Below are 22,918 nucleotides of genomic sequence, written 5' to 3'. Positions count from 1 at the left end.
AAAATTCGTTGTTGTGTGGCATCAGTTTGTGTAGCATGTTGCAGAAAATCAATCTACGTAAAAATAAACTGCCAGTTATTAGCAATCATCACAATACCACTCATCATCATCAATAATATCAGCGCAAAACGAAATTGGCGTGCGCTCATATAAGATAAGCAGCGTTTACCAATGATGTTACCCACCACTGCACCTAGTCCCAAAATCAACCCATAGAGCCATAATGTGGGGGTGAGAATACCAAAAAAGGTATAACTACCTAGCTGAGCGATACCCACAAAAAAGGCATTGGCAGTTTTGGTGGCAACCAAGTCTTCTTTTTGCAGTCCTGCATTCATATAAAAAGGATTCATCACCGGCCCTAGTCCGCCGACCAAGGTGCTAATAAAGGCAACCAAAAATCCAAGCGCTATAAACCCCTTTAATGGTATATCAAATGTCTTATCAACCTTACCAAAACGGTATTGCAGTACTGTTGAGAGCAAAAAAATACCAACAATAAGCTGAATCCAATGTGCATTTAGACGACTAAATAGCAGCCCTGCTAGTGTTGCCCCAATTAAGGCGCTGGGTACATAATATAACACCAGTTGCCACTTTATATCTTGCCAAAACAGATATAAACGTACTGGTCGCCCAATGAATGTACCTAAGTTAATCACTGGCGGCGCAGCGGGCGCACCAATAAGAAATGTTACAATGGGAATTAATAACAGTGCACCACCACCGCCTGAGACGGTTGAGATGATAAAGGCAATTATGCCTACAGTAAACAGGGCAAGCATTAACCAAACTGACAGATGAAAGGGTAGATGCAGTGATAGGTCATGGGGTAGGGATAAGAGGGATAAGATAGAATTTATCATATTATATTTATGCTTATTTTTTGGTTGCACTTATGAGGCGAATCCGCCATTATTTGTTGTTATTTTGGCTATAGTACTTAACTATTATAGAGTAAAAGTATTATTGATGATAAAACATGCAATAATAGGGACTGTTAAACTTTCACTAATTAATAAACTATAAAGTATTAAGATGACAGCGATATTTTTATATTGCGTCAGTCCTAAGTGAATTTAGCAATATCTGTCATTTAGACAAAAAAATATTTCTATAATTAATGGAGAAAATAATGACCCAATATTTAGACTGTGTAACCGTTGAGCATAACCCGAATAACAACAATATTGATAGAGCCGTTATTTGGCTACATGGTTTGGGTGCGAGTGGGCATGATTTTGAGCCTGTTGTACCGCAGTTAGGTTTAGATAATCAGCTTGGGATACGCTTTGTATTTCCACATGCACCGCAAATACCTGTCACCATCAATGGCGGTATGGTGATGCCTGCATGGTATGACATCAAAGAGATGAGTATTGAGCGTAAGGTAGATGTAGAACAGATTAAAATATCATCACAGCGAATCGTTGATTTAATCACGCGTGAGATAGAGCGCGGTGTGAATCCTGAACATATTGTCATTGCAGGATTTTCTCAAGGTGGGGCAGTGGCGTATCATACGGCATTAAGTTATTCAAAACCATTAGCAGGTTTACTGGCACTCTCCACTTATTTTGCTACTGAAAATCAAGTACAGTTTGCTACTGCCAATCAGCAACTTCCTATTAAGATCGATCATGGGACGCAAGATCCTGTCGTCCCTGTGGTTTTGGGACAACGTGCCGCTGCCTTATTAAAAAATAAAAACTATCAGGTGGACTTTTCAACCTATCCAATGGCGCATCAGGTTTGTATGCCACAGATACAGCATATTGGTGCATGGCTAAATCAGGTGCTAAAATAAAAGCATGACACATGACATATGATACTAGTATCGTAGTCTGTTCTGTCTATTATAAAATCATTTGTTTCATGTGATGACAAAAATAAAAAATCGCTCTTATCAAAAATTGATAAGGGCGATTTTTTGTACTGATGTGACAGTATTGATTATTAATGGCTGTTTATTAATGACGGAAATGGCGCATACCCGTAAATACCATGGCAATACCGTGCTCGTTAGCAGCGGCTATGGTTTCTTCATCACGAATAGACCCACCTGGTTGAATAATGGCTTTGATACCAACACTAGCAGCATTATCGATACCATCACGGAATGGGAAGAAGGCGTCAGATGCCATGACTGCACCTTGAGTTGCTAGCCCTGCATGTTCTGCTTTAATTGCAGCAATACGAGCCGAGTTAACACGGCTCATTTGACCTGCACCCACGCCAATGGTACGTTTGTCTTTACCATATACGATGGCATTTGATTTGACGTATTTTGCTACTGTCCATGTAAACAGCAAGTCTTCTAGCTGTGCATCGGTTGGTGCAAGCTTGGTGACCACTTGTAAGTCATCAACGCCAATAAGTGCCAAGTCTTGGTTTTGAACCAGTAAACCACCGTTGACACGTTTAAAGTCAAACTGTGCTTGACGCTGTTTAGGATCAGGCAGTTCGCCACAAGTCAAAACACGCACATTTTTCTTACGAGCAGTAATCTCAAGCACACCATCTTCTAAGCTTGGGGCAATAATTACTTCGGCAAATTGATTATCAATAATTGCTTGTGCAGCCGCGACAGTTAATGGGCGGTTAAAGGCAATTATCCCGCCGAATGAAGATTCAGCATCAGTACTAAAGGCAGTTTGATAAGCAGCCACTTGGTTGACGTCAATTGCGACACCACAAGGATTAGCATGTTTGACAATGACGCAGGCAGGCTGACTAAATGATTTGACGCACTCAAGAGCCGCATCGGTATCAGCAATGTTGTTATAAGATAACTCTTTACCTTGATGCTGTTTTGCCGTGGCAATCGAGCTTTGTGGGGTATGAATAGGGTGATTTTCGACATAGAATGCCGCTTGCTGATGTGGATTTTCACCATAACGCAAGTCTTGTGCTTTACGCATTTGTAGATTAAATGTGCGTGGGAAAATATCACCAGCCTTAGCATCTACGTTATCATCATTGTTACTGTTATCAGTATTTAGGCGGCTGCCCAAGAATGAAGCAATCATACCATCATATTGTGCAGTGTGCTCAAAGGCTTTTACTGCCAAATCAAAACGTGTTTGATTGCTAAGTGAGCCTGTATCTTTGAGCTCTGCCAATACTTGGTCATAATCTTTGGGGCTGGTAACAATACCAACTCGAGCATGGTTTTTGGCAGCTGAGCGTACCATGGTAGGGCCACCAATATCAATATTTTCGATGGCATCTGCCAATGTGACATTTTCTTTGGCAATGGTTTGTGCAAATGGATATAAGTTCACTACCACCAAATCAATGGCACGAATATCATGTTCTGCCATCACTGATTCGTCTTGATTGGCACGACCCAAAATACCGCCATGAATTTTTGGATGCAGTGTTTTGACTCGACCATCCATCATCTCTGGAAAGCCAGTATAGTTGGCAACTTCAGTAACTTCTACCCCTTGCTCTTGGAGCAGACGATAAGTGCCACCTGTCGATAGCAAATCAAACCCTACGGCAATCAAACCTTGGGCAAATGAAACAATATCTGTTTTATCAGAAACAGAAAGTAAGGCAAAGGGCTTAGCTGTCATAATAGATATTTCCGTTCAGTTAAGTAATGAAATAATAAAATGTGCAGTGAAAAAAAGCTTTGTTGTTAGGCTTTGTTTGCAGCGGCAACATGATAAAGCAAAATCAATAAAAAAATAAGCTTTAGGATCATAATTCCTAATTATTTGATTTTTTTAGAACCTGTATTCATAATCCAAAATCAGGGGAGTTTTAAACTAAAATTGCGTAATACAAGGCAAATTTTGGGGCGAATAGTCACTCTATTTAACCCAAAATTTAACGCCGTAGTACGTCTATTTTAGGCAAAAATCTACCATTATGGGTTGTGAATACAGCTTCTTAATATGTGAATCCAAGTGTTAACGATTTAGCAGTCAGTCATGTATCATTGCTGATGGCAGTTTATATTAAGCCATAATTTTGCATTTTCTTACGCAATGTACCACGATTTAAGCCTAATATTTGAGCAGTTTTACTTTGATTACCTCGAGTATTTTCTAATACCACTGCTAATAAGGGTTTTTCGACTTCTTGTAATACCAATTCATACAAGTCATGCGGCTGTTCGCCTTCAAGCTCAGCAAAATATTGTCGCACGGCATGCTCAACATAGATGCGTAGTGGTTTATTGGTATTGGAGGGAGAGGGGGAGTTTAATTGTAGGTCAGATAATGGTTGTGACATGGATAAATCCTTGCGTCAAGCCAGTTGTTACGAATGGATGTAAACAATGTGAATGTAAACAATAAAGTTGAGTACGATGATTTTATATTGTAGTCATACCTTGTTTTAATATAATGGCGTAATATCAACTTCGGTAATTTTATTGCGTGGTATATCAACGCGAAGCATAAAAAGCTTCACTTGTTTACGACCTAATATTCGTTGAGATACCGTTAGATAATCTTGTGGTGTGGCGATAAACTCTCCTAAAAGCGTTTGGTCTTGATACAGACGCACATGCAAATTTGGATAGAGTTGTTCTTGGTCGCTGTTATTGACTAAAGATGCCAAAATATCTGTTTTACCCTTCATAACCTTACTGGCACGTAGGGTCTTATGAGTTATCATAATATTTTGTAGCTCAGCACTGGGTAGTGAGCAAGAGACGGTATGACAAAAAACGGCAAGCTTTTTTTGACTATTTGGATTTTTAATGAGGTTGTCTAGATTAAAAATAACGTATTGAGCCAGCAATAATAGCAAAAGCGCCAGACAGCCAAATGTCCAAAATAAAGAGACATAAATCGAGCGGTGGGTATTGATTTGTTGCATGCTAGGAGTAGTTGCTTGCATATACTCATCTTTGATTGCTTTTGGTGACGTGTTGAATAATGTGGCAGGTTTTTTTGTAGTATGGCTTTGAGCGGTACTTTTTGGTGCAGAATAAGGCGCGATACTATCTTTTGTTGTATGAGTATGAGTTGCTGCACTAGCAGCCAATAGGGGTGCTTGGCTACTTGTGTTTTGGCTGTTTATTGCTTGGCTGTTTATTGTTTGCTTTTTTGTTATGGGCTGTTTTTGTCCTGAGTTATTACTTACTTTAGTACTATCTGCTTGAGCCCTATTGGTATTTTTTGTATTAATAGCTGCGGGTGAATTGGATGCAGTATTATTATCATCATTATTATTGCTAATATATGTACTGGCATCCATAGCATTTGGTAGTGCCTCTGTATTATTAGTAGTTACTGAATCCTTTTTCTTATTGGCACTTTCTATTACATCTTGATTTTTTTTGACTTTGTGGTATAGATTTTCAATAAAATCTGATGGCCAGATTTCATTTTGTTTTGAGTTTTCATCCTCTTTTACAGACACTGGTTTTGTGGAAGTTGGCTGCTTGGTCTGTTGCTTCATAGCAATAGGGGATTTAATATCTGCTTTTACAGACTTTGTAGATGTTACAGGTTTTGCAGATTTTGTGGTCGTCTTTGAGCGAGCAATATTGTTTGGTCGCTGCTGTTTTTTTGGTTTTTTTGGTTCATTAAATAGATTTTCTAACCAATCGCTATCATCATCGTCACCGTAGGCAATAATGGCGACAGAAGAGGCATTGTCTTCTTGGTGAACAAAGGTTTGAGAGGCAAGGTTTGCCTTTAGGGCAGTAGAAACATCAGCGATGGGCTTGATTTTTTTTGCCTGTGTTTTTGTAGATTTGGGTGTGGGTTTTGCAGATGTATTCGTTGAGATCGCTGGCTTAGGTTGCGCAGCAAGTAAGTTTTGTTGAATAGGAAATGAGTTTTGGCAACGTGCACAGCGAGCTGAATGAATGCCAGCATTAAGCTGTTTGACAGGATATTTATAAATAGCCTGACAATGTGGACATTGTATTTTAATTAAATTATCCATACGTGCCTACTATTTTTAATAGATAAGTAAATTAATCATAAAAACCATATAATAACATAATTGCCATAAAATCCCTACACATACTATGGATTATGGTAGGAAAAGCATGGGTAGTAAAGCTATATTAGTACAAGTTCGGCGATTTTTAAAATATTGATGTTATGGTTACTTTTATTGTTCATAACATCCAGTTTTGTTAAAGTAATTTTTTTAAATTTTGTCGCTTTTTATTACTGTTATATTATGGTTTTTATTTAGAATTTTTGAAAAATAAATGCTTTACAATACACTGTTTTTAAGCAAGTATCATGTGATGCATACAAAAATTTTAATAATCTATCAAATGTTTTAAGAAGTATAACAAAGTTTTTAATATATGTACCATATTAACAGATGTTACTAAAGGTTGCTAGTCTGTTAATAAACCTGATAAGCGATGCCAGTGACTATCCTCTGCATCTTTGAAGCTATGGGAGTTAGGTAAATCAAACCATGTAGCAAAGGCTTGTTTCACTTCATCAAGTTGAGGCTCAATAAGTCCTGCTAAGACAATTTGCCCTTGTGGTTTAATTAAGGTAGCAAAGTAAGGAGCAAGCTGCATCAGTGGTTTTGCCAAAATATTAGCAGTGATGATATCTACTTTATCTAGCTGCTGTTGTTGTCGATACTCATTAAACTCATCAGGTAAAAATGCCGTTAACTGTTTATGCACATTATTACGCTCAGCATTTTGGTTAGTTGCCAATACGGCTTGTGGGTCTATATCAACGGCATAGACATGTTTTGCTCCCAATAATAAAGCGGCAATCCCTAAGATGCCTGAGCCACAGCCATAATCTATGACAATTTTATTTTTTAGCTGTTGTTCGGTAAGCCAGTCTAAACATAAGCGGGTAGTGGCATGATAGCCAGTACCAAATGCCAGTCCTGGGTCCATGATGATATTGGTTGCTTGGGGGTTTGGTGGTTGTATCCAGTTAGGTACAATCCATAAATCATTAGCACATTCAATTGGATGGTAGTGGCTCATCCATTCTCTCTCCCAGTCTTTATCACTGACTTGAGAGCTCCACACACGGCTGGCATTGGTTTGTGTGGCAATTTCTTGTGCTATATTTTCAATGGCTTGTGCCATATCTGCACTAAAGATGGCCGTTAATATCACTTCATCCCACAAGGGTGATTGTCCTGGCATGGGTTCAAATAAGGGTTGATCGCCAGCATCTTCTAATACGATTGACAAAGCACCTTCTTCTAAAAGTAGACTTTCTGCTAGATCAACTTGTGGTTTTTGACATTGTAGGTGTAATTGTTGCCAAGGCATGATAATTCCTTTAAAAATGAAGCTAAATTTATAAACTATGACTGGTTAAAGATAAGGGCTAGCATATAAGATTATGTTTATCTCAATTTATCGCAAAGCGTTTTGTGCTTCTTGCACCACATTTGGATTATTTTGTTTTTGTCCTGCCAATAAAATAACTTGCCACAATGCCTGACGACGCTGTGCAGACTGTGCCACTGTCAAACCACGGCGTGCTACTGCTTCAGCTTTACGTGGTTGGTTTTTTTTGAGCGCCACTTGACCAAGATAAAAATACACCGCTGAGGATTGTGGTGCGAGTCTTTGAGCCCGAGTAAAAGAGTTTTCAGCGGCACTGAGTTGATTGGTTTTTAGTTGTGAGATGCCATTATCCATAAGCTGGCGAAAGGCAGGCAAGTTATCACCATTGTTGAGTAGGGGAGTAGAACTGGCATTATTGGCTTGTGAATTTTGCCTTGCCCGCTGTAATAATATTCTTCGAGTTTCTTCAGGATCAGGTTTTGGCGGTATGATGATAACCACTGCTGAGTCGGGTTCAGAAGCAGATGGTGGTATAGCGGGTACAGGTGTAGTAGTGTTTTCAGTTGATGTCTCATCAGCAGGTGGGATCACCACAGGTGACTGATCAGATTGGTCATCTGTCCAATCTTCTATTACAGTAGTCTCTGTTTGTTGGGTTGAAGCGGCTTGTCTACTTTCATTGCTTTGAGTCTGAATCGGCTCTGCATTTGTTGATTCAGTATGCACCGTGTCAGATTGGGTAGGGATATAAACAGTCGTTGAAGTAGATTGTTGCGTTGGAGTTTGAGGATGGGTAATAACTTTGGTTGTGGTTGGTGCACTTTGACAAGCACAAAGCAAAATGGATGACAGCAAAGCGGTAACCATTGGTGCATTCGCGCTGATATTGAAGCCAAATAGTGTGCGAGAAGATATATTCAGTCTGATTTTATTGATTTTGGCTGAATCTATTGTCATTGATTTGTGCTCTAAAGGTGATTGTTGCATAATTAATCAACTTGCCTTATATAAGGTAAGTTACTTTTTATATTCATGGTTTATTGTGCAAAATAGATTCAACACAGAACTTTAAAACCATTCTAATGCTTTATCAAACCAAGTGTCACTTCTATTGTTGCTATTATCGCTATTGTCATCAGTAGAATTGGATGTGTCATCTGTACTCTCACTGTCTTCTACAACCACTTCTTCATCTGATTGTGGTGCGAGTTGATGTTCTCGTAACCATTCTAATTGTTGCCGTTGTACTTCTTCTTCATAGCGGCGTATAGAACACTCACTGGCATCTTGCGGTGTGGCTGAGGTTAATACAGGCACATAAACCGCATTTTCACAACCTTCTTGTGATAACTTACCTGTGCCATTTTCAAGCCATAACCATTCGATGGTGCTTGGCTGGGCAGGGGCAACGGCTGCAAGTTTTAAGCGTTTCATATAGTCTATCCAAACAGGCAGCGCACCGCTACCACCACTTAGACCAATGGGCTTATTATCATCTCGACCAACCCAAACGACGCTAACATAGTTACCACTATAGCCAGCAAACCATGCATCCCGATAATCGTTGGTTGTACCCGTTTTACCTGCTAAATTTAGATCTGCACCCAATGATTTTGCTTTTTTTGCTGTACCATTTTCAACCACTTGTTGTAAGGCATAGTTGGTTAAATAGTTGACATCAGCGGGTATGGCAGCTTTGGTATTGAGTCCTGTACGCTGCAAAATTGTGCCTCGATTATCGATGACACTACGGATACTGTGGATTGAGGTGTGGAAGCCACCAGAGGCAAAAACCTGATAAACGCCAAGCATATCCATTGGACTTAAATCGACTGATCCCAAAAAGATAGAGGGATAAGTTGGGATTTTTTCTTTGATACCAAGACGATGTAATTGATTGACAAAGGTGCCCACACCATAGGCCATGCCTGTATTGACAGCCGCTTGGTTATAAGATTTTGCCAACGCTTGGGTCAAAGGCACATAGCCATGATCACGTCCATCGTAGTTTTTTGGTGTCCAATTCGTATTATCAGCTAAGCGGATAGTAACTGGAGAATCATCGACAGGGCTGGCAAGGTTGTATTTGCCTTTTTCTAATGCAGTCATATAAATGACAGGTTTTAATAATGAACCGACTTGACGTTTGGCATCAATTGCCCTGTTAAATCCAGTAAATTCACTACCACTACCCACAACAGCGACCAATTCACCTGTATCAGGATTTGCACTTACCAAAGCAGCTTGTAAGTCTTTGGTTTTACTACTGGTTTTTCGTAGTTGTGCCAGTCTATCTTCAACAGCTTTGTCTGCGGCTAATTGAGAGATTGGGTTTAAGGTACTAAATATGCGTAAGCCTTCATTTTTGAGATCATCTTGATGATAAACGGTATTTAGCTCCCGTTTTACTATGTCTAAGAAATCAGGGAAACGGCTTTTACCCACACTTGCTTTTTCAATTACATCAAGGGGTTCAGCAATGGCTTGTTCATAAGTTTGCTGGTCAATTTTGCCTGTGACTAATAAGTTGTGTAGTACGGTATTGCGACGCTCTAATGCAAGTTCAGGGTTGCGTCTGGGATTATATTGAGTTGGTCCTTTAGCAAGTCCGACGAGCATTGCTTGCTGATCTAGACGCAGTTCTTTTAGGGGTTGGTTAAAGTAAAACTGTGCAGCTAAACCAAAGCCATTAATGGAGCGGTTGCCATTTTGTCCTAAGTTAATTTCATTAAGATAGGTCTGTAGAATTTCACGTTTGTCGTAATGTAATTCAAGTAGCAGGGCCATGACTGCTTCATTGGCTTTACGCTTTAAGCTACGCTCGGAGTTGAGATAAAAGTTTTTGATAAGCTGTTGGGTAATGGTAGAACCACCCTGCATGGATTTACCTGAAAAATTATTATAAATTGCGCGTGCAATGCCCCGTAAAGAGATGCCTTTATGCTCATAAAAGCCACGATCTTCGGTGGCAATTAAAGCTTCAATGAGGGTAGGGGGTACGTCATCTATAGAGACAACCAGACGGTCTTCATTATTATCAGGATAAATGCCTCCAATGGTGACAGGCTCTAAACGTACAATACCCACTTTATTGGGTTTTGTGCTTTGAATGGTTGTAATCTTGCCATTTTTGAGCTGAAGCTTAATAACTTGTTCTTCATCAATATCATTTGCACTGTATTTAAAGCCACGAGTATGAATGTAATAGTCATTACCTGCTTTATTATATGTGCCTGTGCGTTCATATTGTTTATTGCTACGATAATTAAGTAACTCTAGCCAAGATTGTAAATCTGCGTCAGTTACTTCTGCCCCTTGATATAACTCTAAGGGTTGAGAGAACACTTTGGCAGGAATATTCCAGCGCTTACCTTCAAACTTTGAGGTAATGGTAGAGTCTAGTTTGAGTACATACAATGTGATTAGGATTAGTGCCACGATGAGGATAATTAAAAATATAAATCCAATCACAAAACCTTTTTGAGTGTTGTGAGACGGTGGCTTAGGTTTTAAAACAGAAAGATGATTCGTTTGAACTTGCACAGATGGTTACCAAATTGACTAAAACTAGCTAATGATGACGTAAAAATGCAGCTTTTTCAATAATTGCATGGTAAATAGTGGTTAATAGTTTTTTGCTGTCATCAATATTGATAGCTTACTGACAGATAGTTGTAAAAGATGAACAATAATAGCAAAAGTTGGTTATGTAAAAACTGTTACAATATTTTGCCGATTTTATTTATGGCATAACTTTTGTAACTTTATAATGCGACGTGACTGTGCAAATCAATGACAAATCATACAAATAATCCTAATACCGCAAATGCTCTATTTGAGCATTTGGTCGTTCCTGATGCAGGCTATTGTTTTCACTGTGGTGATCCTGTACCAACACCTCCATTTTATGCGCAGATACTAGGCGAAACTCGAGAAATGTGCTGTTTGGGCTGTCAGCTTGCTGCTGAAAGTATTGTAGAGGCGGGGCTGGAGCAGTATTATCTTGATCGTACAGAAATCAATCGTACGGCAAGCTTGCCAGCTCAGATGACACAGCTTGAAGCTTATGATCATGCTGAAATAAAGGCGCAGTTTGTCTATCTTCAAGATGGATTGTCTGTTGCTGAATTATCGGTGAATAACTTACGCTGTGCAGCCTGTACGTGGTTGATTGAAACTCGCTTATATGAGCTTGAGGGTGTGGAGCAGTGTCAAGTGAATTTGACCAATCAGCGAATGCGGGTAATTTGGGATGAGCAAAAATTACCTATTAGTCAGATTTTATTGACCATCAATCAGATTGGTTATGATGCCAAACCCTATCGCCAAGATACACATGAGGCGATGTTGGCACGGCATAATAAACAAATGCTGATCCGCTTGGGTATTGCTGCTTTGGGAGCAATGCAAGCAATGATGTTTGCTGTTGGCATGTATTTTGGTGAATATCGTGGCATGTTAGTGGCGCAACGTGATTTTTTACGTTGGGTCTCATTGTTTGTCAGTGTGCCTGTGTTTTTTTATTCAGGCTTGCCCTTTTATTTGTCTGCCTGGGCAGCGATAAAAGCACGACAGGTCAATATGGATGTGCCTGTTAGTATTGCATTGACGGTTACTTTTTTTGCCAGTTTGTTTGCTACTATTTCTGGTCAAGGTGAGACCTATTATGACTCAGTTAGCATGTTTATCTTCTTTTTATTGGCAGGTCGTTATATAGAGCATAATGCACGTTTAAAAGCGGCAAATATGGCAAATGATCTGGTGGTGTTAGAACCAACTTTGGTCAAAAGACTCAGCACTGATACACAGCTTGCTAGTATGGCAGTTCGCTATTTGCAAGTAGCAAACTTTGAAGTGAGTTTGGAAGCAACTACTAATGATAATGATCAAGAAAATAGCAGTGATAGTGTGGCTGACCAGCAACATTTTTTACAGCAACTAGCAAATTTGGCTCAGTATGCAGATAATTTAGATGGTGATGGTATAGAGGTAGAAGTAGAAAAAAATAAACCAGCAGAGACAAACAGCAGTACACATATTAAAAGTATCACCGCACAGGCTTTACAAATTGGTGATGTAATTTTAGTAGAAGCAGGCAGTGATGTACCAGCAGATGGGGTGCTGTGTAGCCAGTCTGCAACTGTGTCGCAAAGCTTACTAACAGGAGAGAGTGATCTGATTGTTAAGCAGTGTGGTGATGCCGTGATTGGTGGCTCGCAAAATGACAGTCAGCCTTTTGTGATGTTGGTAACAGCTCTACCTAAAGACAGTCAAATTGGTTTGATTGATCGTTTGATGAATCGTGCCATGAGTGAAAAACCAAAAATTGCGCAAAAGGCAGATAAGTGGGCACGTTGGTTTGTTGCCCGTGTATTGGTGTTTTCTATAGTGGTATTTGTGGGTTGGTGTCTTTATGATCCCAATGACATCAGTCAAGCAATATGGGCAACGGTTGCGGTATTGGTTGCTACCTGTCCTTGTGCGTTATCACTGGCAACACCAATTGCCTTGACTGTGGCAACCAATCGTCTTGCACATTATGGATTTTTGGCAACTCGTGGACATACTTTACAAACTTTGGCAGAAGTGACTCACATTGCCTTTGATAAAACAGGTACTTTGACTTATGGTCAGCCAAATTTGTTACATATAGAGGCACTGAGTCAATCTAATGATAAAAAGGATACCTCTGCCCAAGCACTACTTGCGATTGCTGCTGCCATGGAAGTGGGTAGTCGCCACCCCATTGCGTATGCGCTACTCACCGCTGCTTATCAACTGCATTTACCCAGTACTCAAGCATTGCAGTTATATCCTGCTGGCGGGGTTCAAGCACAGGTAGATGGAGTGCTCTATCGCTTGGGACACATGGCGTTCGCGACCAATCAACCTGTTAATCAGTCTGTCAATCAATCCATTATGGCAGAGGATACCAAACTGTCATTATCGTCACAAAAATCATCACGAACATCGCCACTAAAAATGCCCGATTTACAACAATATAATGCCAGTAGTGTGATTGTTTTGTCTCGATTATCTGGTGTCGTAGATACGCTAGACGAGGATAATAAGCAACAAAATAGTAAGCACCATAGTGAACATAAAAAGGCTGCTGGTAATCTTTGGCAGCCAGTGGCGTATTTTTATTTTAATGATGCCATTCGTGAGGATATGGTACAGATGATTACTAATATCAAAGCCAGAGGCATCACCCCATTAATGCTCACAGGTGATCCTAGCAAGCAGGCTTTTGTGGTGGCAAAAAAGCTGGGTATAGAGCATGCCTATCATGGTTTATCTCCTAAAGATAAAGTGACTCATATCCAAGATTTGCAGCAGCAAGGTGCGGTGGTGATGATGGTAGGAGATGGTATCAATGATGCGCCAGTATTAGCGGCAGCAGATATTTCTACTTCGATAGCGGGTGCTGCTGATTTGGCTCAAGTCTCAAGTGATAGTGTGATACTAGATGGAAAAGTGCAATCTGTTATTGATGCCAAACGAGTAGCAGATAAAGCCCATAATATTATTAAACAAAATTTATATTGGGCACTTGGATATAATACCGTGGTACTTATACCTGCGGCATTAGGTTACGTCCCACCGTGGCTTGCGGCTATTGGTATGTCGCTGAGCTCACTATTGGTGGTATTAAATGCTTTGCGGCTAAAAAGGGTATAAATATAGTTAGCTATAAAATAAAAAAAAGGATAGATATGGACATAGAAAAAATAAAAAACCTGAGAAGTCAGCTTGCTCTACCAATAGGATATGCTCAGCAACTACTACAACAAAATCAAGGTAATGTACAAAAGAGTATACAAGCCTATCATCAACAAAATATTGCTAGGATTTGTCAGGAAACGGAGTGTGAAGAGTCACTTGCTAAAATGACTTATTGGCGTTTTTTTAATCCCAAACAAACAGATCATGAGCATTGTATTGCCAAAGCTATTAAGAATATCAATGCAACAATCACTGTCATAAGTAGTCATGATCCACATTCTAAGATTGGCTTTATTATGTGGGGAGAAACACAATCAGGTGACTATTATCAACCTTTTATTGCTAGAAAGCATGTGATATTTGTTCCTAGTGATGATTTTGATATTATCTTGCCTTATTTTAAACAAGTATTTCCATTACAAATACCTTATGGTATGGAAGACTCATTTGACTATTGTGGTCTCAATTGGTTTGATAATGGCACTTTTCAGCAGATAATAAATAATATCAAAGCCAATCAAAATCATATTTGTGTTGATAATTTGGATTATCAACAATTTTTACAACATCTTTTGGCATGGTGGGATGAGCTATTGAGTTATGCACAAATGATTGTGGTTGAGGGTACTCTATAAGGAAGCACTCATAAAAAAACCGCCTGTTGTTCAGGCGGTTTTTTATGGAATGAGTTAAATAGTGTTAAAAATCAAGTGAGTTTTGGCTAAGACTAATCTTGTAAATAGCTTAATAGACGCATAAACTCGATATACATCCAAACTAATGAGGCTAAGATACTAATACTAAATAACCATTCAAAATCTTCAGAAACGCCTGCTGCTACGCCACGCTCAACATTATCAAAGTCAAGTAGTAAACTAAAAGAAGCGATACACACCACAAATAAACTAAAGCCAATGGCAACGATACCCCCATCAAATAAGAAGGGAAGGCTTGAGCTAAATGCCAAACTCATGATCCATTGCACAATGTATATCAGCATAATAGCGAATATCGCTGACATCATGATAGAGCGAAATTTTTCGGTCACTTTAATGACGCCTGTGCTATATAGTCCGAGCATAATGGCAGCAGTTACAAAAGTTGCACTTAATGCAGTTAAAGGAATACTAGGGGCATAGGACATAAAAACAGTAGAAATACCCCCTAAAAATATGCCTTCTAGGATAGCATAAGGTGCAGCCAAAGTTTTTGCCATTTGGGGTTTAAAAGTGATGAATATGGCTAAGCCTAAGGCAGCAAACATGCTACCAAAAGTGGCAATTTTAAGAAAAGAGCCACTCATCCCTTGAGTTAAAATAAAAAAGAAAAATCCTAATGCAGCGACAGTGGTCAGACCCAGCAAAAAGCTGGTCTTTTGAATCACGCCTTTGACTGTCATTGCACGACCGCCAACACTCAGCTCAGTACGGCTGACAATAGGGTTTGCCATAATATGAGTCCTTTTTAAGTAAAAATCGTGTTATCTTAATGTTGCTTGAGATTAAGACTTGGTATTAAAAAATAAAAAGCTTGATACTTGATAGTAGTGGGATAGAGTATGAACGGCGGTTATTATAGGTGCAATTCATTAAATGTTTATTAAACGCTCAACCTACTGCTATCTGATTAATGCTTTTATCCAGTAATAAATATTATAGGAATTGATTTTATAAATACAATAATCAAACGGTTATAAATTATTAAGCTGCATACTCTTAAAAATTATGCTAGGCTTGCCAAATATAGACTTTGTAAGCATATTTATGCTTTATATTGTACCGCCAGTCTATCATAAAGTTATTATTTTTATATATATCTTACTGCTAATGCTACTATATAGATGAGTTTGTTATATTATATTTATAATATAGCATTCTTACTTATAAATACTAATCTCAATACAGTCTTCTAACTCATGGAACACTCCTTGCAATCTGCTAAACTTCCGCATCTGTCGGATTCCACCTTATTTTGTAATATCAAAAATCCAGCGTTTCGTCGTATTGGTTTGATGGGACGTGTGCGTAAAAAGACGGTTATCCAGACGATCAATGAGATCGCACAAACGATTAATAAGATGGGCTTGAGTCTGATTATGGACTCAGAAACTGGTCATCTACCCAATGTGGATCTTGAGTCGCTTGAGCGGCTTCAAGTGGTTAGGCGCAGCTTGATTGGTGAGATATGTGATTTGGTGATTGTTGTTGGTGGTGATGGTTCTATATTACATGCGGCTCATGCATTGGCAAGATATCGTGTGCCTGTATTAGGAGTTAATCGAGGGCGGTTAGGATTTTTGACAGATGTTAATCCCGATGAAGCGGGTCAAAAGCTGCAACAAGTGTTGATGGGTGATTATCAACTTGATCAGCGGTTTTTATTGACGTGTGAGATACGTGATGGACGGCGTGTGGTACATGAAGATATGGCACTGAATGATGTGGTATTGCATGCAGGAAAGTCGGTACACATGATTGATTTTCAAATGAAAATTGATGGACTCGATGTGTATCGTCAGCACAGTGATGGCTTGATTGTTGCAACTCCAACAGGATCAACTGCCTATGCATTATCAGGTGGTGGTCCTATTATTCATCCAAGTATGGATGCAATATGCCTTGTACCCATGCATCCGCATACTTTATCGAGTCGACCCATTGTGGTGAGTGGTACCAGTGAGATTGTGATTAAAATCCATAAAGATAACCGTACCCAACCAATGGTTAGTGCTGATGGTAAAACCAGTGTGCCTTTGGATCATGGACAGCGATTACATATTCGTAAACATCCAGATAAGTTAACTTTATTACACCCTCCTGGTTTTGACTTTTATAAAGCATGTCGCACTAAACTTAATTGGAATACTCATGCTGAAGAGTTTAATCTTGATCGAGATGAAGATGTATAAAAGATAGATGGTTTTAGAATTAAAATGGTGAATGAATTTTAGTGAGGTAATTTATATGGATAAACAGCAAGTACTGGCCAGTTTGACCCCTGAGATAGTCGATAAGTTTCGTACGGCAATCGAGATTGGCAAATGGCCAGATGGACGTGTACTTAGCGATGAGCAGCGTCAAACGTGTTTACAAGCGGTGATGATCTGGGAACATGAGCACCTGCCACCTGAAGAGCGGATTGGCTATATTCATAAACCTGTGGATGACACAGGGGCTGTGGTAGGTGAAGCGTGTGATGTAGAACATGAACATCATTATCCCAACTTGCCTAATCCGACAGGTGATATCAAACCTGTTAAATTTCGCTCATAAAGTTTTAATCAAAAAAATCGTCGCAGTATACAAAGTATACAGACAGATAGTATCTATATCAGTTTCAAGTATGTTTGTTTTTTAGTACAGAGATATAAAAGTTACAGGTAATAAAAAACCCTTACAAACATTAGCTTGTAAGGGTTTTCAAATATGGTGGGCCCAGTAGGACTTGAACCTACGACCAACGGATTATGAGTCATACAGGCCTTAAAAACATTAAGCAACAACAACAAACAACAAACAACATCTAACAACACAAACCCTTTAAGAATAAGGGTTTAGTGAATTATTAACAACAACAACAAACAACATGTAACAACATTTTTCGAGTATCAGAATAGTATCAAAAAACCATAACAACAATAAGCAACAATAGATTTCTATGTTTTTTTATTTTGAACTATATAGTTTGTAGAACTCAATGATGAACGGATAGTAATACCTTTTGGAGTATCAAAAAAGCCAGCTTGACGCTGGCTTTTTATTTATGCTGTGCATTGTTGCTCGCAATTATTGATATATTCGTCGAGGTGCTTTTTTTTATAAAGTACATGCCGTCCAACTTTACTGAACTTAATGCCGTCTGATTGATGGCATCTCATGTATTGCAATGTACTTGACGACTTGCCAAGGTATGCCGCGGCATACTCTGGTGAAAAAGGTGCGTCAGGTGGTGCGTGCATAACAGCGGTACGCATGATTTCTTTTTCTTGTTCTGTATATTGTGCCCAAGGCTTTTTAGGTATCATTTTGGCTCTCCTTTGTTTAATAATGCCTGCTGACAGGCTTTAACCAGATAATCATTGTTTGTTACGTTGTTAACAACCCATTGCAGGTATTTAGGGTCCTCGATTGCTAAATCAGTAATAGTTTTACCTTTATATTTTTTAAATGGCATATAAAGTGGAATACGTGCAATCTCACTAAACTGATATAGAGATTCCATATCAACAATGTTTTCACCATTGCTATTTGCTAACTTTATGAGTGACTGCAATACTATGGCTGTAAATTCAATATCCCAGACTGCAGCATGAGCCTTTTTAGCGTACTTGTGTGCGTAATCATGATGAAAGTAATAGAGTAGGGCAACCAATTTATGGCTGTCCAATTCTGGCAACAACCGTTGTGCCATAGCTTGTGTGCAGATTAGCTTTGGCGCATGAGTGATACCAGCATTGCGTAAAACCTGCATATCAAAGTCGATGTTGTGGCCAACTAGATAACCTACGCTGGCAGGCAGTTTAAAATCTGTATGTGGTGGCTCATTTGCTACATCTTCATCAGTAATATGACTGGTTGCCATTGAGCCTAGTGCAATAGGCTTGCAAGGGTTAAACCGCTTTGAGCGTGGTTCTTGTATAACTCGTATGCCATTTTCATCAATATATATGATAGAGTAGGCAAGTTCTGTCATGTGCGGGTCAACTAACCCTGTGGTTTCGGTGTCCAATATCCATGCTTTCATAATTTATAGTCCTTATTCTTTATCTATCTGTTGCTGCCATGCAATCAGGGCGTTATAAACCTGTTTTGGGATTGGTTGGCTTGAAGAGTAATTCTCAGATTCATGTATGATTTTAAAAACATCTTTGGTTATTGTGCTTCCAGTTTTAAAGTTCAAAGTTTTATGAATTACCACACTTTTAGCTACTTTAACTGTCATTGCATTACCAAGACATAAAGGTTTAATGATAGTCTCTTCTTCCATAATTCAGTCTCTCTTTACAAATAGGGTGACGGGCGACCAGTATTACCAGTCCTGCAACGACGGTACTCCATCGTTTTTTTATGCTTAACCCGCCTTATTAGGTGCAACTATATCGTCAGTTGCCAACGGCTTTGTCTGGTGTGGAGCATATCATTAAGGCATTCACCATCTCCGCTGCTATGGTTGTTTCTATGCGCATCACTCATAGCTTGACACGTCCACATATCCCCGTGGCTGGGTTTAATAACGCTCTGCCTTTTTGACAGCATTAGTTAGCTCTTCTAAATGCTCAATAGTGAGTGTCAAAGTCTTACTACATGCCCGACGTTCGAGGAATATTTTGGCTTTGCCTTTTTGCACCTCATAACCTCTGATTGGGTTTGGCGTAAAAGGTTTATTTCTCTTAACCTTCTTCTTTTCAGATGAGATAACTTGACTAACTTCTTCCTCTTCAGGTGTTTCATTTTCATTGTCCAATAAAATATACATGCCATTCTTGTACGCCACGTTATCCATTATTTCTAATGTGTTTTTAACCGCAGATGATGACATCTTAGCTTTGGTTTGTAGCTCTCCAAGAGACAAGCCAAGTGGCTCGTCTGCAAGGATATCTTCAACTTTAATAATCGCTTCTTGTGTTTTTTTGCTTAACTGTTTTAGTAACTTATCATTCATAACTTAGTCCTTTTCTTTTAGGTCAATCTGACCAAACCAGTCCTCTGCTACAAATGTTTTATCACAGATGACGGTTTGATTGCGTCTGATAATAACTTGCACTTCATCTTGATGACTTAGCTTTTTCTCCAAACTGTCAGCCATTAATGTCTCGATTGCTAATGCTATTTTTTGATCATTCATATTGATACCTTATCTTCAGAATGGAATATCATCATCTACTGGAGCATCGTTTATAAAACCGCCATTAGATTGATTGCCAGCACTATTCATCTGGTTTTGATTAGGTTGTGACACACTGCTATTTACAGGCATATTGTTGTTAGGTGGTGTGCGCTGATAAGTAACATTGTTTGACTGCTGTTGTTGATGCTGCCTTTGGTTGTTATTAAAGCCAGTTGGTTGAGCCAATTTACTATCAACTTCCGCTTCCATTTCCAATGACTTTTTAATCATAAGGTCTTTTAGAACCTCTATTTCTTTGGGTGGAGCTTGGTCATATTGTTCTTGCAATGACTGTCGTTTTTGATTAAATGGTCGATACAGCTCCATCTTTTTCTTTTTATTACCATCGTAAAGCTCAAAAGTATTGATAAATAACCCAGTGAAATATTTATTCATCAATTCATTTGCTACAATCATAGGTGTGGGGAGTGCTTTATTAGCATTAAAGTCCCATTTTTCGATGGTTGCTTGTACTGGTGTTAATGTTGTTGCACCACATAACCCCATAATTGCTTGTAAAGTACGATAAAATCCTTCGATATGAGAACCATCTGCTCTTTGATACCAAAGAGTAAAGTAGCCTTTTTGCCCATCTTTATTGAATACGTCAAACTCAATACCAATGCCGCCAGTATTCTTAGATGTGACAAATTCAGCACGAGCGATTTTAACCAATTGCTCAGTGTTGCCTTCAAAAAAAGCCCCGCCATTGCCGCCAGCTTTTAATGCTTCTTCTTTGTTAAATACGATAGGTTGTATATTCATGATTTTGTCCTTTAATTAATTAAGCTATTTGGAGTTGTGGGTTTACGCCATTTTTAGGTATACCGTAGTATTCGCAGATGGCATCATCGACAGCGTTCAAGTCATTGGGAATGAGATCGGTCGGAAACATTCCTTCTGGGCTTTTGACTGTATTAAACCCATTGTTTTGAGTCATAAAGAAGTTTCCATCTTCACGGACAGTAGTTTGCAAAACCATAGTCACCATGCCTTCTAAGACAATCTTTTCGTCAAGCATTTTGCCAATGGTTTTAATTTTGGTGCGCCCATTTTCTTCTTGAACGTGAGCTAATATATAAACCCTTTTGTTACCATCAACTTGAGTTATAGCAGTGTTGATGATGCTCCAAGCGTTGTATGCCATTTGATTGTAGCGTTGAAATGCAGCATCACCTTTGTACTGCTGTGTGGCCCCTTTGATATATTCATTGCCCATGATGTATTGAAAGTCATCAATGACGATGATGGGTGCTCTAAGTTTTGGCAATAATTCATTAATTTCAAATGGGTCATCAGTTGCCACTTTGGTAATATGCCGACCTTCACGAAATGGCAAGGGCTTATTCATGACGTTGATAACACCAGATAGGGCAGGGTCAAGGTGTTTTAAGCTGTAAGATTTGCCTTCACCTGAGTTGCCTAAAATCATAGTTACGATAGCCATCACACACCTCCAAACATTTGCATTAATTCTTGATTAGTTGGGTCAAGCAACTGTGCTGTGCTTTGTAAAGCCTGTAGCCCTGACAGTTGTTGTGCTTGTAATTCAAGATGATATTTGCAGTCATAATCTGGATAAAAATCAGAAGCCATGCCACTGTCATGAAAAGCCGCTTGCGCTTGTGCTTCTTCTTCTTGCTTTTTGCGCTCTTCCTCTTCTAGCATCTGTTGCCAGTTATCATCTTGGCTGTTTAACATTTCGTCAGTCATTGTTTGATCCTTATTATTTACTAAAGCTGTTTCTGAATTTTCGATAGTCTTTGCTGCTCATAGCATGACGATGGTCATTTACCATATCCCATGTCATACCTGCAGCGTAGCCGACTGGACGGCTGTCAATCATGCGCTGTACTTTTTGATGACCAAATGCCAATTGCTTATTGATACGTTGCATAAGCTTGGCATTGTCTGTATCAACTGGCTTTGCATCGACTTTATTTGCCACATCTGACAAGTTTGTGTATGTCAGTTCGTAGGGAGTTCCCCAGCCCCTCGGTTGGTTTGCGTAAACAAGGCAGTTACCAATTTTAAGTAGGTGATATGAGTCATCATCACATGCTAGATGACAGTCGCAATATGGCTGCCAATAGTCGCCATTTTTGTCAGACATTTTGCGTTTGCAGTGGTCGCCAAGAACTCGTGCGTATGCAATGATCGGAGCTATTAATGCTTGTAGCGTTGCTTCGTCAGGCTTTGTAAGCTGCCATTTGCCATTGTTAAACACATAGATATTTTCTTTGTCAAAATGATCGTCAACCGTACGTACTGCATATGTGATGTGATGCCCATCATCTAATGTGATGATTACTTGAGCACAGTAGTTACCTTGCTTGCGCTTTTTAAAGGATTTAGGGTTGATATGTGATTTCATTTGCCACCCTCCTCATTATTGATTCGGGGGTAAACTGTTGATACAGCAACATCTTTTTCAGCTTGCTGTACGATAAATTTAGTACAGCCAGTAATGTTGCCAACTAGCACCATTGCTGATGCTAAAAATGCCATTAACGCTAATGTGCCAATGACACTAAATGCCATCTGTTTAAAATCAACAGATGGCGTGTCTAAAAACTGGTCTACAGTTTCGCCACGTAGTAGTTTGGCAGGGCAGTAGCCCATGTTGCGTATACCGTCCCAACCGATAACATGGACTGGTTCGCCAGTGAGATTGCATATTTCAGCGGCGCCATTAGCATGTACTGTTAAGATTTCTCTGCTGCCAAAGCGATAAGCTGTTGGTGTGTTACGATTGCCCAGTTGCAATCTTTGTAGTATCTGTGTCATAATTTTTCTCTCGCTTTTGTGAGTAAAGCCCCAAATTCCGCCAAGAATTCGTTGGGGCTTTTTTGTGCCTGTGTTGATGTGATGGATTTATGTTAAACAAAATGTTTAATAGTTGCAAGGGATTTTTGAACAAAATGTTTAATTATTTACACATAAAAGTAAACATAATGTTTTAAAGACACAAAAAAACCACCTTGCGGTGGCTGATAGACATAAAAAAACCGCCTGTGGGGGCGGTTTGGGGTATAAAGGTGACAGATT

General features: G+C 39.2%; 23 protein-coding genes. 5 read left to right on the top strand and 18 right to left on the bottom strand.

Annotated elements, in window-relative coordinates; genetic code table 11:
• Positions 1-53: 53 nt before the first annotated feature.
• A complete protein-coding gene (locus FHK89_RS03875; protein WP_230656988.1) occupies positions 54-866 on the bottom strand; it encodes a sulfite exporter TauE/SafE family protein in 813 nt (270 codons plus the stop codon).
• A 269-nt stretch (positions 867-1,135) separates the two neighbouring features.
• Here FHK89_RS03875 and FHK89_RS03870 point away from each other — a divergent pair, with 269 nt between their 5' ends.
• A complete protein-coding gene (locus FHK89_RS03870) occupies positions 1,136-1,807 on the top strand; it encodes an alpha/beta hydrolase (protein WP_230656986.1) in 672 nt (223 codons plus the stop codon).
• A gap of 163 nt (positions 1,808-1,970) precedes the next feature.
• Here FHK89_RS03870 and purH read toward each other — a convergent pair whose 3' ends face one another.
• The 6 genes from purH to mrcB form a co-directional block, all read right to left on the bottom strand.
• A complete protein-coding gene (purH, locus tag FHK89_RS03865; protein WP_230656984.1) occupies positions 1,971-3,581 on the bottom strand; it encodes a bifunctional phosphoribosylaminoimidazolecarboxamide formyltransferase/IMP cyclohydrolase in 1,611 nt (536 codons plus the stop codon).
• A 382-nt stretch (positions 3,582-3,963) separates the two neighbouring features.
• On the bottom strand, positions 3,964-4,245 hold the full coding sequence (gene fis / locus FHK89_RS03860; RefSeq protein WP_230656982.1) for a DNA-binding transcriptional regulator Fis: 282 nt from the start codon (positions 4,243-4,245) through the stop codon (positions 3,964-3,966).
• Positions 4,246-4,350: 105 nt separating this feature from the next.
• Complete coding sequence (locus FHK89_RS03855; protein WP_230656980.1) at positions 4,351-5,913, bottom strand: DUF3426 domain-containing protein; 1,563 nt, start codon at positions 5,911-5,913, stop codon at positions 4,351-4,353.
• Positions 5,914-6,322: 409 nt separating this feature from the next.
• Positions 6,323-7,237, bottom strand: coding sequence for a 50S ribosomal protein L11 methyltransferase (gene prmA, locus FHK89_RS03850; RefSeq protein WP_230656978.1), 915 nt, complete (start codon positions 7,235-7,237; stop codon positions 6,323-6,325).
• 87 nt (positions 7,238-7,324) lie between these two features.
• Positions 7,325-8,245, bottom strand: coding sequence for a tetratricopeptide repeat protein (locus FHK89_RS03845; RefSeq protein ID WP_230656975.1), 921 nt, complete (start codon positions 8,243-8,245; stop codon positions 7,325-7,327).
• Between the two features lie 81 nt (positions 8,246-8,326).
• The gene (gene mrcB, locus FHK89_RS03840; RefSeq protein ID WP_230656974.1) at positions 8,327-10,801 is read right to left on the bottom strand and encodes a penicillin-binding protein 1B; all 2,475 of its coding nucleotides are present in this window, start codon (positions 10,799-10,801) and stop codon (positions 8,327-8,329) included.
• A gap of 249 nt (positions 10,802-11,050) precedes the next feature.
• Between mrcB and FHK89_RS03835 the strand changes: the two genes are divergently transcribed.
• Together FHK89_RS03835 and FHK89_RS03830 are read left to right on the top strand one after the other, a co-directional pair.
• Positions 11,051-13,939: a heavy metal translocating P-type ATPase gene (locus tag FHK89_RS03835; protein ID WP_230656973.1), complete on the top strand. Its 2,889-nt coding sequence runs from the start codon at positions 11,051-11,053 to the stop codon at positions 13,937-13,939.
• A 35-nt stretch (positions 13,940-13,974) separates the two neighbouring features.
• On the top strand, positions 13,975-14,619 hold the full coding sequence (locus FHK89_RS03830; RefSeq protein ID WP_230656971.1) for a hypothetical protein: 645 nt from the start codon (positions 13,975-13,977) through the stop codon (positions 14,617-14,619).
• A gap of 92 nt (positions 14,620-14,711) precedes the next feature.
• Here FHK89_RS03830 and FHK89_RS03825 read toward each other — a convergent pair whose 3' ends face one another.
• Positions 14,712-15,434, bottom strand: a complete 723-nt coding sequence (locus FHK89_RS03825; RefSeq protein WP_230656969.1) for a Bax inhibitor-1/YccA family protein — start codon at positions 15,432-15,434, stop codon at positions 14,712-14,714.
• A gap of 465 nt (positions 15,435-15,899) precedes the next feature.
• Between FHK89_RS03825 and FHK89_RS03820 the strand changes: the two genes are divergently transcribed.
• Both FHK89_RS03820 and FHK89_RS03815 read left to right on the top strand, forming a co-directional pair.
• Positions 15,900-16,892, top strand: a complete 993-nt coding sequence (locus tag FHK89_RS03820) for an NAD(+) kinase (protein WP_268992922.1) — start codon at positions 15,900-15,902, stop codon at positions 16,890-16,892.
• Positions 16,893-16,947: 55 nt separating this feature from the next.
• A complete protein-coding gene (locus FHK89_RS03815; RefSeq protein WP_230656966.1) occupies positions 16,948-17,256 on the top strand; it encodes a YeaC family protein in 309 nt (102 codons plus the stop codon).
• A gap of 488 nt (positions 17,257-17,744) precedes the next feature.
• Here the strand turns inward: FHK89_RS03815 and FHK89_RS03810 are convergent, their stop codons facing one another.
• From FHK89_RS03810 to FHK89_RS03765, 10 genes are all read right to left on the bottom strand, one after another.
• Positions 17,745-18,008 carry a helix-turn-helix domain-containing protein gene (locus FHK89_RS03810; RefSeq protein ID WP_230656964.1) on the bottom strand — a complete coding sequence of 88 codons (264 nt, stop codon included), beginning with the start codon at positions 18,006-18,008 and terminating at the stop codon, positions 17,745-17,747.
• Positions 18,005-18,727: a 3'-5' exonuclease gene (locus tag FHK89_RS03805; protein WP_230656962.1), complete on the bottom strand. Its 723-nt coding sequence runs from the start codon at positions 18,725-18,727 to the stop codon at positions 18,005-18,007. The genes FHK89_RS03810 and FHK89_RS03805 overlap by 4 nt, the downstream gene beginning before the upstream one ends.
• Before the next feature lie 12 nt (positions 18,728-18,739).
• Complete coding sequence (locus tag FHK89_RS03800) at positions 18,740-18,970, bottom strand: hypothetical protein (protein WP_230656960.1); 231 nt, start codon at positions 18,968-18,970, stop codon at positions 18,740-18,742.
• 240 nt (positions 18,971-19,210) lie between these two features.
• Positions 19,211-19,645: a hypothetical protein gene (locus FHK89_RS03795; RefSeq protein WP_230656958.1), complete on the bottom strand. Its 435-nt coding sequence runs from the start codon at positions 19,643-19,645 to the stop codon at positions 19,211-19,213.
• Positions 19,646-19,648: 3 nt separating this feature from the next.
• A complete protein-coding gene (locus FHK89_RS03790) occupies positions 19,649-19,828 on the bottom strand; it encodes a hypothetical protein (RefSeq protein WP_230656956.1) in 180 nt (59 codons plus the stop codon).
• A gap of 15 nt (positions 19,829-19,843) precedes the next feature.
• Positions 19,844-20,635, bottom strand: a complete 792-nt coding sequence (locus FHK89_RS03785) for a hypothetical protein (RefSeq protein WP_230656954.1) — start codon at positions 20,633-20,635, stop codon at positions 19,844-19,846.
• A 19-nt stretch (positions 20,636-20,654) separates the two neighbouring features.
• Positions 20,655-21,317, bottom strand: a complete 663-nt coding sequence (locus tag FHK89_RS03780) for an ATP-binding protein (protein WP_230656952.1) — start codon at positions 21,315-21,317, stop codon at positions 20,655-20,657.
• The gene (locus FHK89_RS03775; RefSeq protein ID WP_230656951.1) at positions 21,317-21,583 is read right to left on the bottom strand and encodes a hypothetical protein; all 267 of its coding nucleotides are present in this window, start codon (positions 21,581-21,583) and stop codon (positions 21,317-21,319) included. Before FHK89_RS03775 ends, FHK89_RS03780 begins: the two co-directional genes overlap by 1 nt.
• 13 nt (positions 21,584-21,596) lie before the next feature.
• Entirely contained in the window at positions 21,597-22,244 is a 648-nt protein-coding gene (locus FHK89_RS03770) for a hypothetical protein (protein ID WP_230656949.1), read from the bottom strand.
• Positions 22,241-22,657, bottom strand: a complete 417-nt coding sequence (locus FHK89_RS03765; protein ID WP_230656947.1) for a hypothetical protein — start codon at positions 22,655-22,657, stop codon at positions 22,241-22,243. The genes FHK89_RS03770 and FHK89_RS03765 overlap by 4 nt, the downstream gene beginning before the upstream one ends.
• Positions 22,658-22,918: the final 261 nt, after the last annotated feature.

It is taken from the genome of Psychrobacter sp. I-STPA10 (assembly GCF_021012795.1).
Lineage (GTDB): Bacteria > Pseudomonadota > Gammaproteobacteria > Pseudomonadales > Moraxellaceae > Psychrobacter.
Note: the sequence above shows the minus strand (reverse complement) of the source record. Positions and strands in the feature narration are given on the sequence as shown.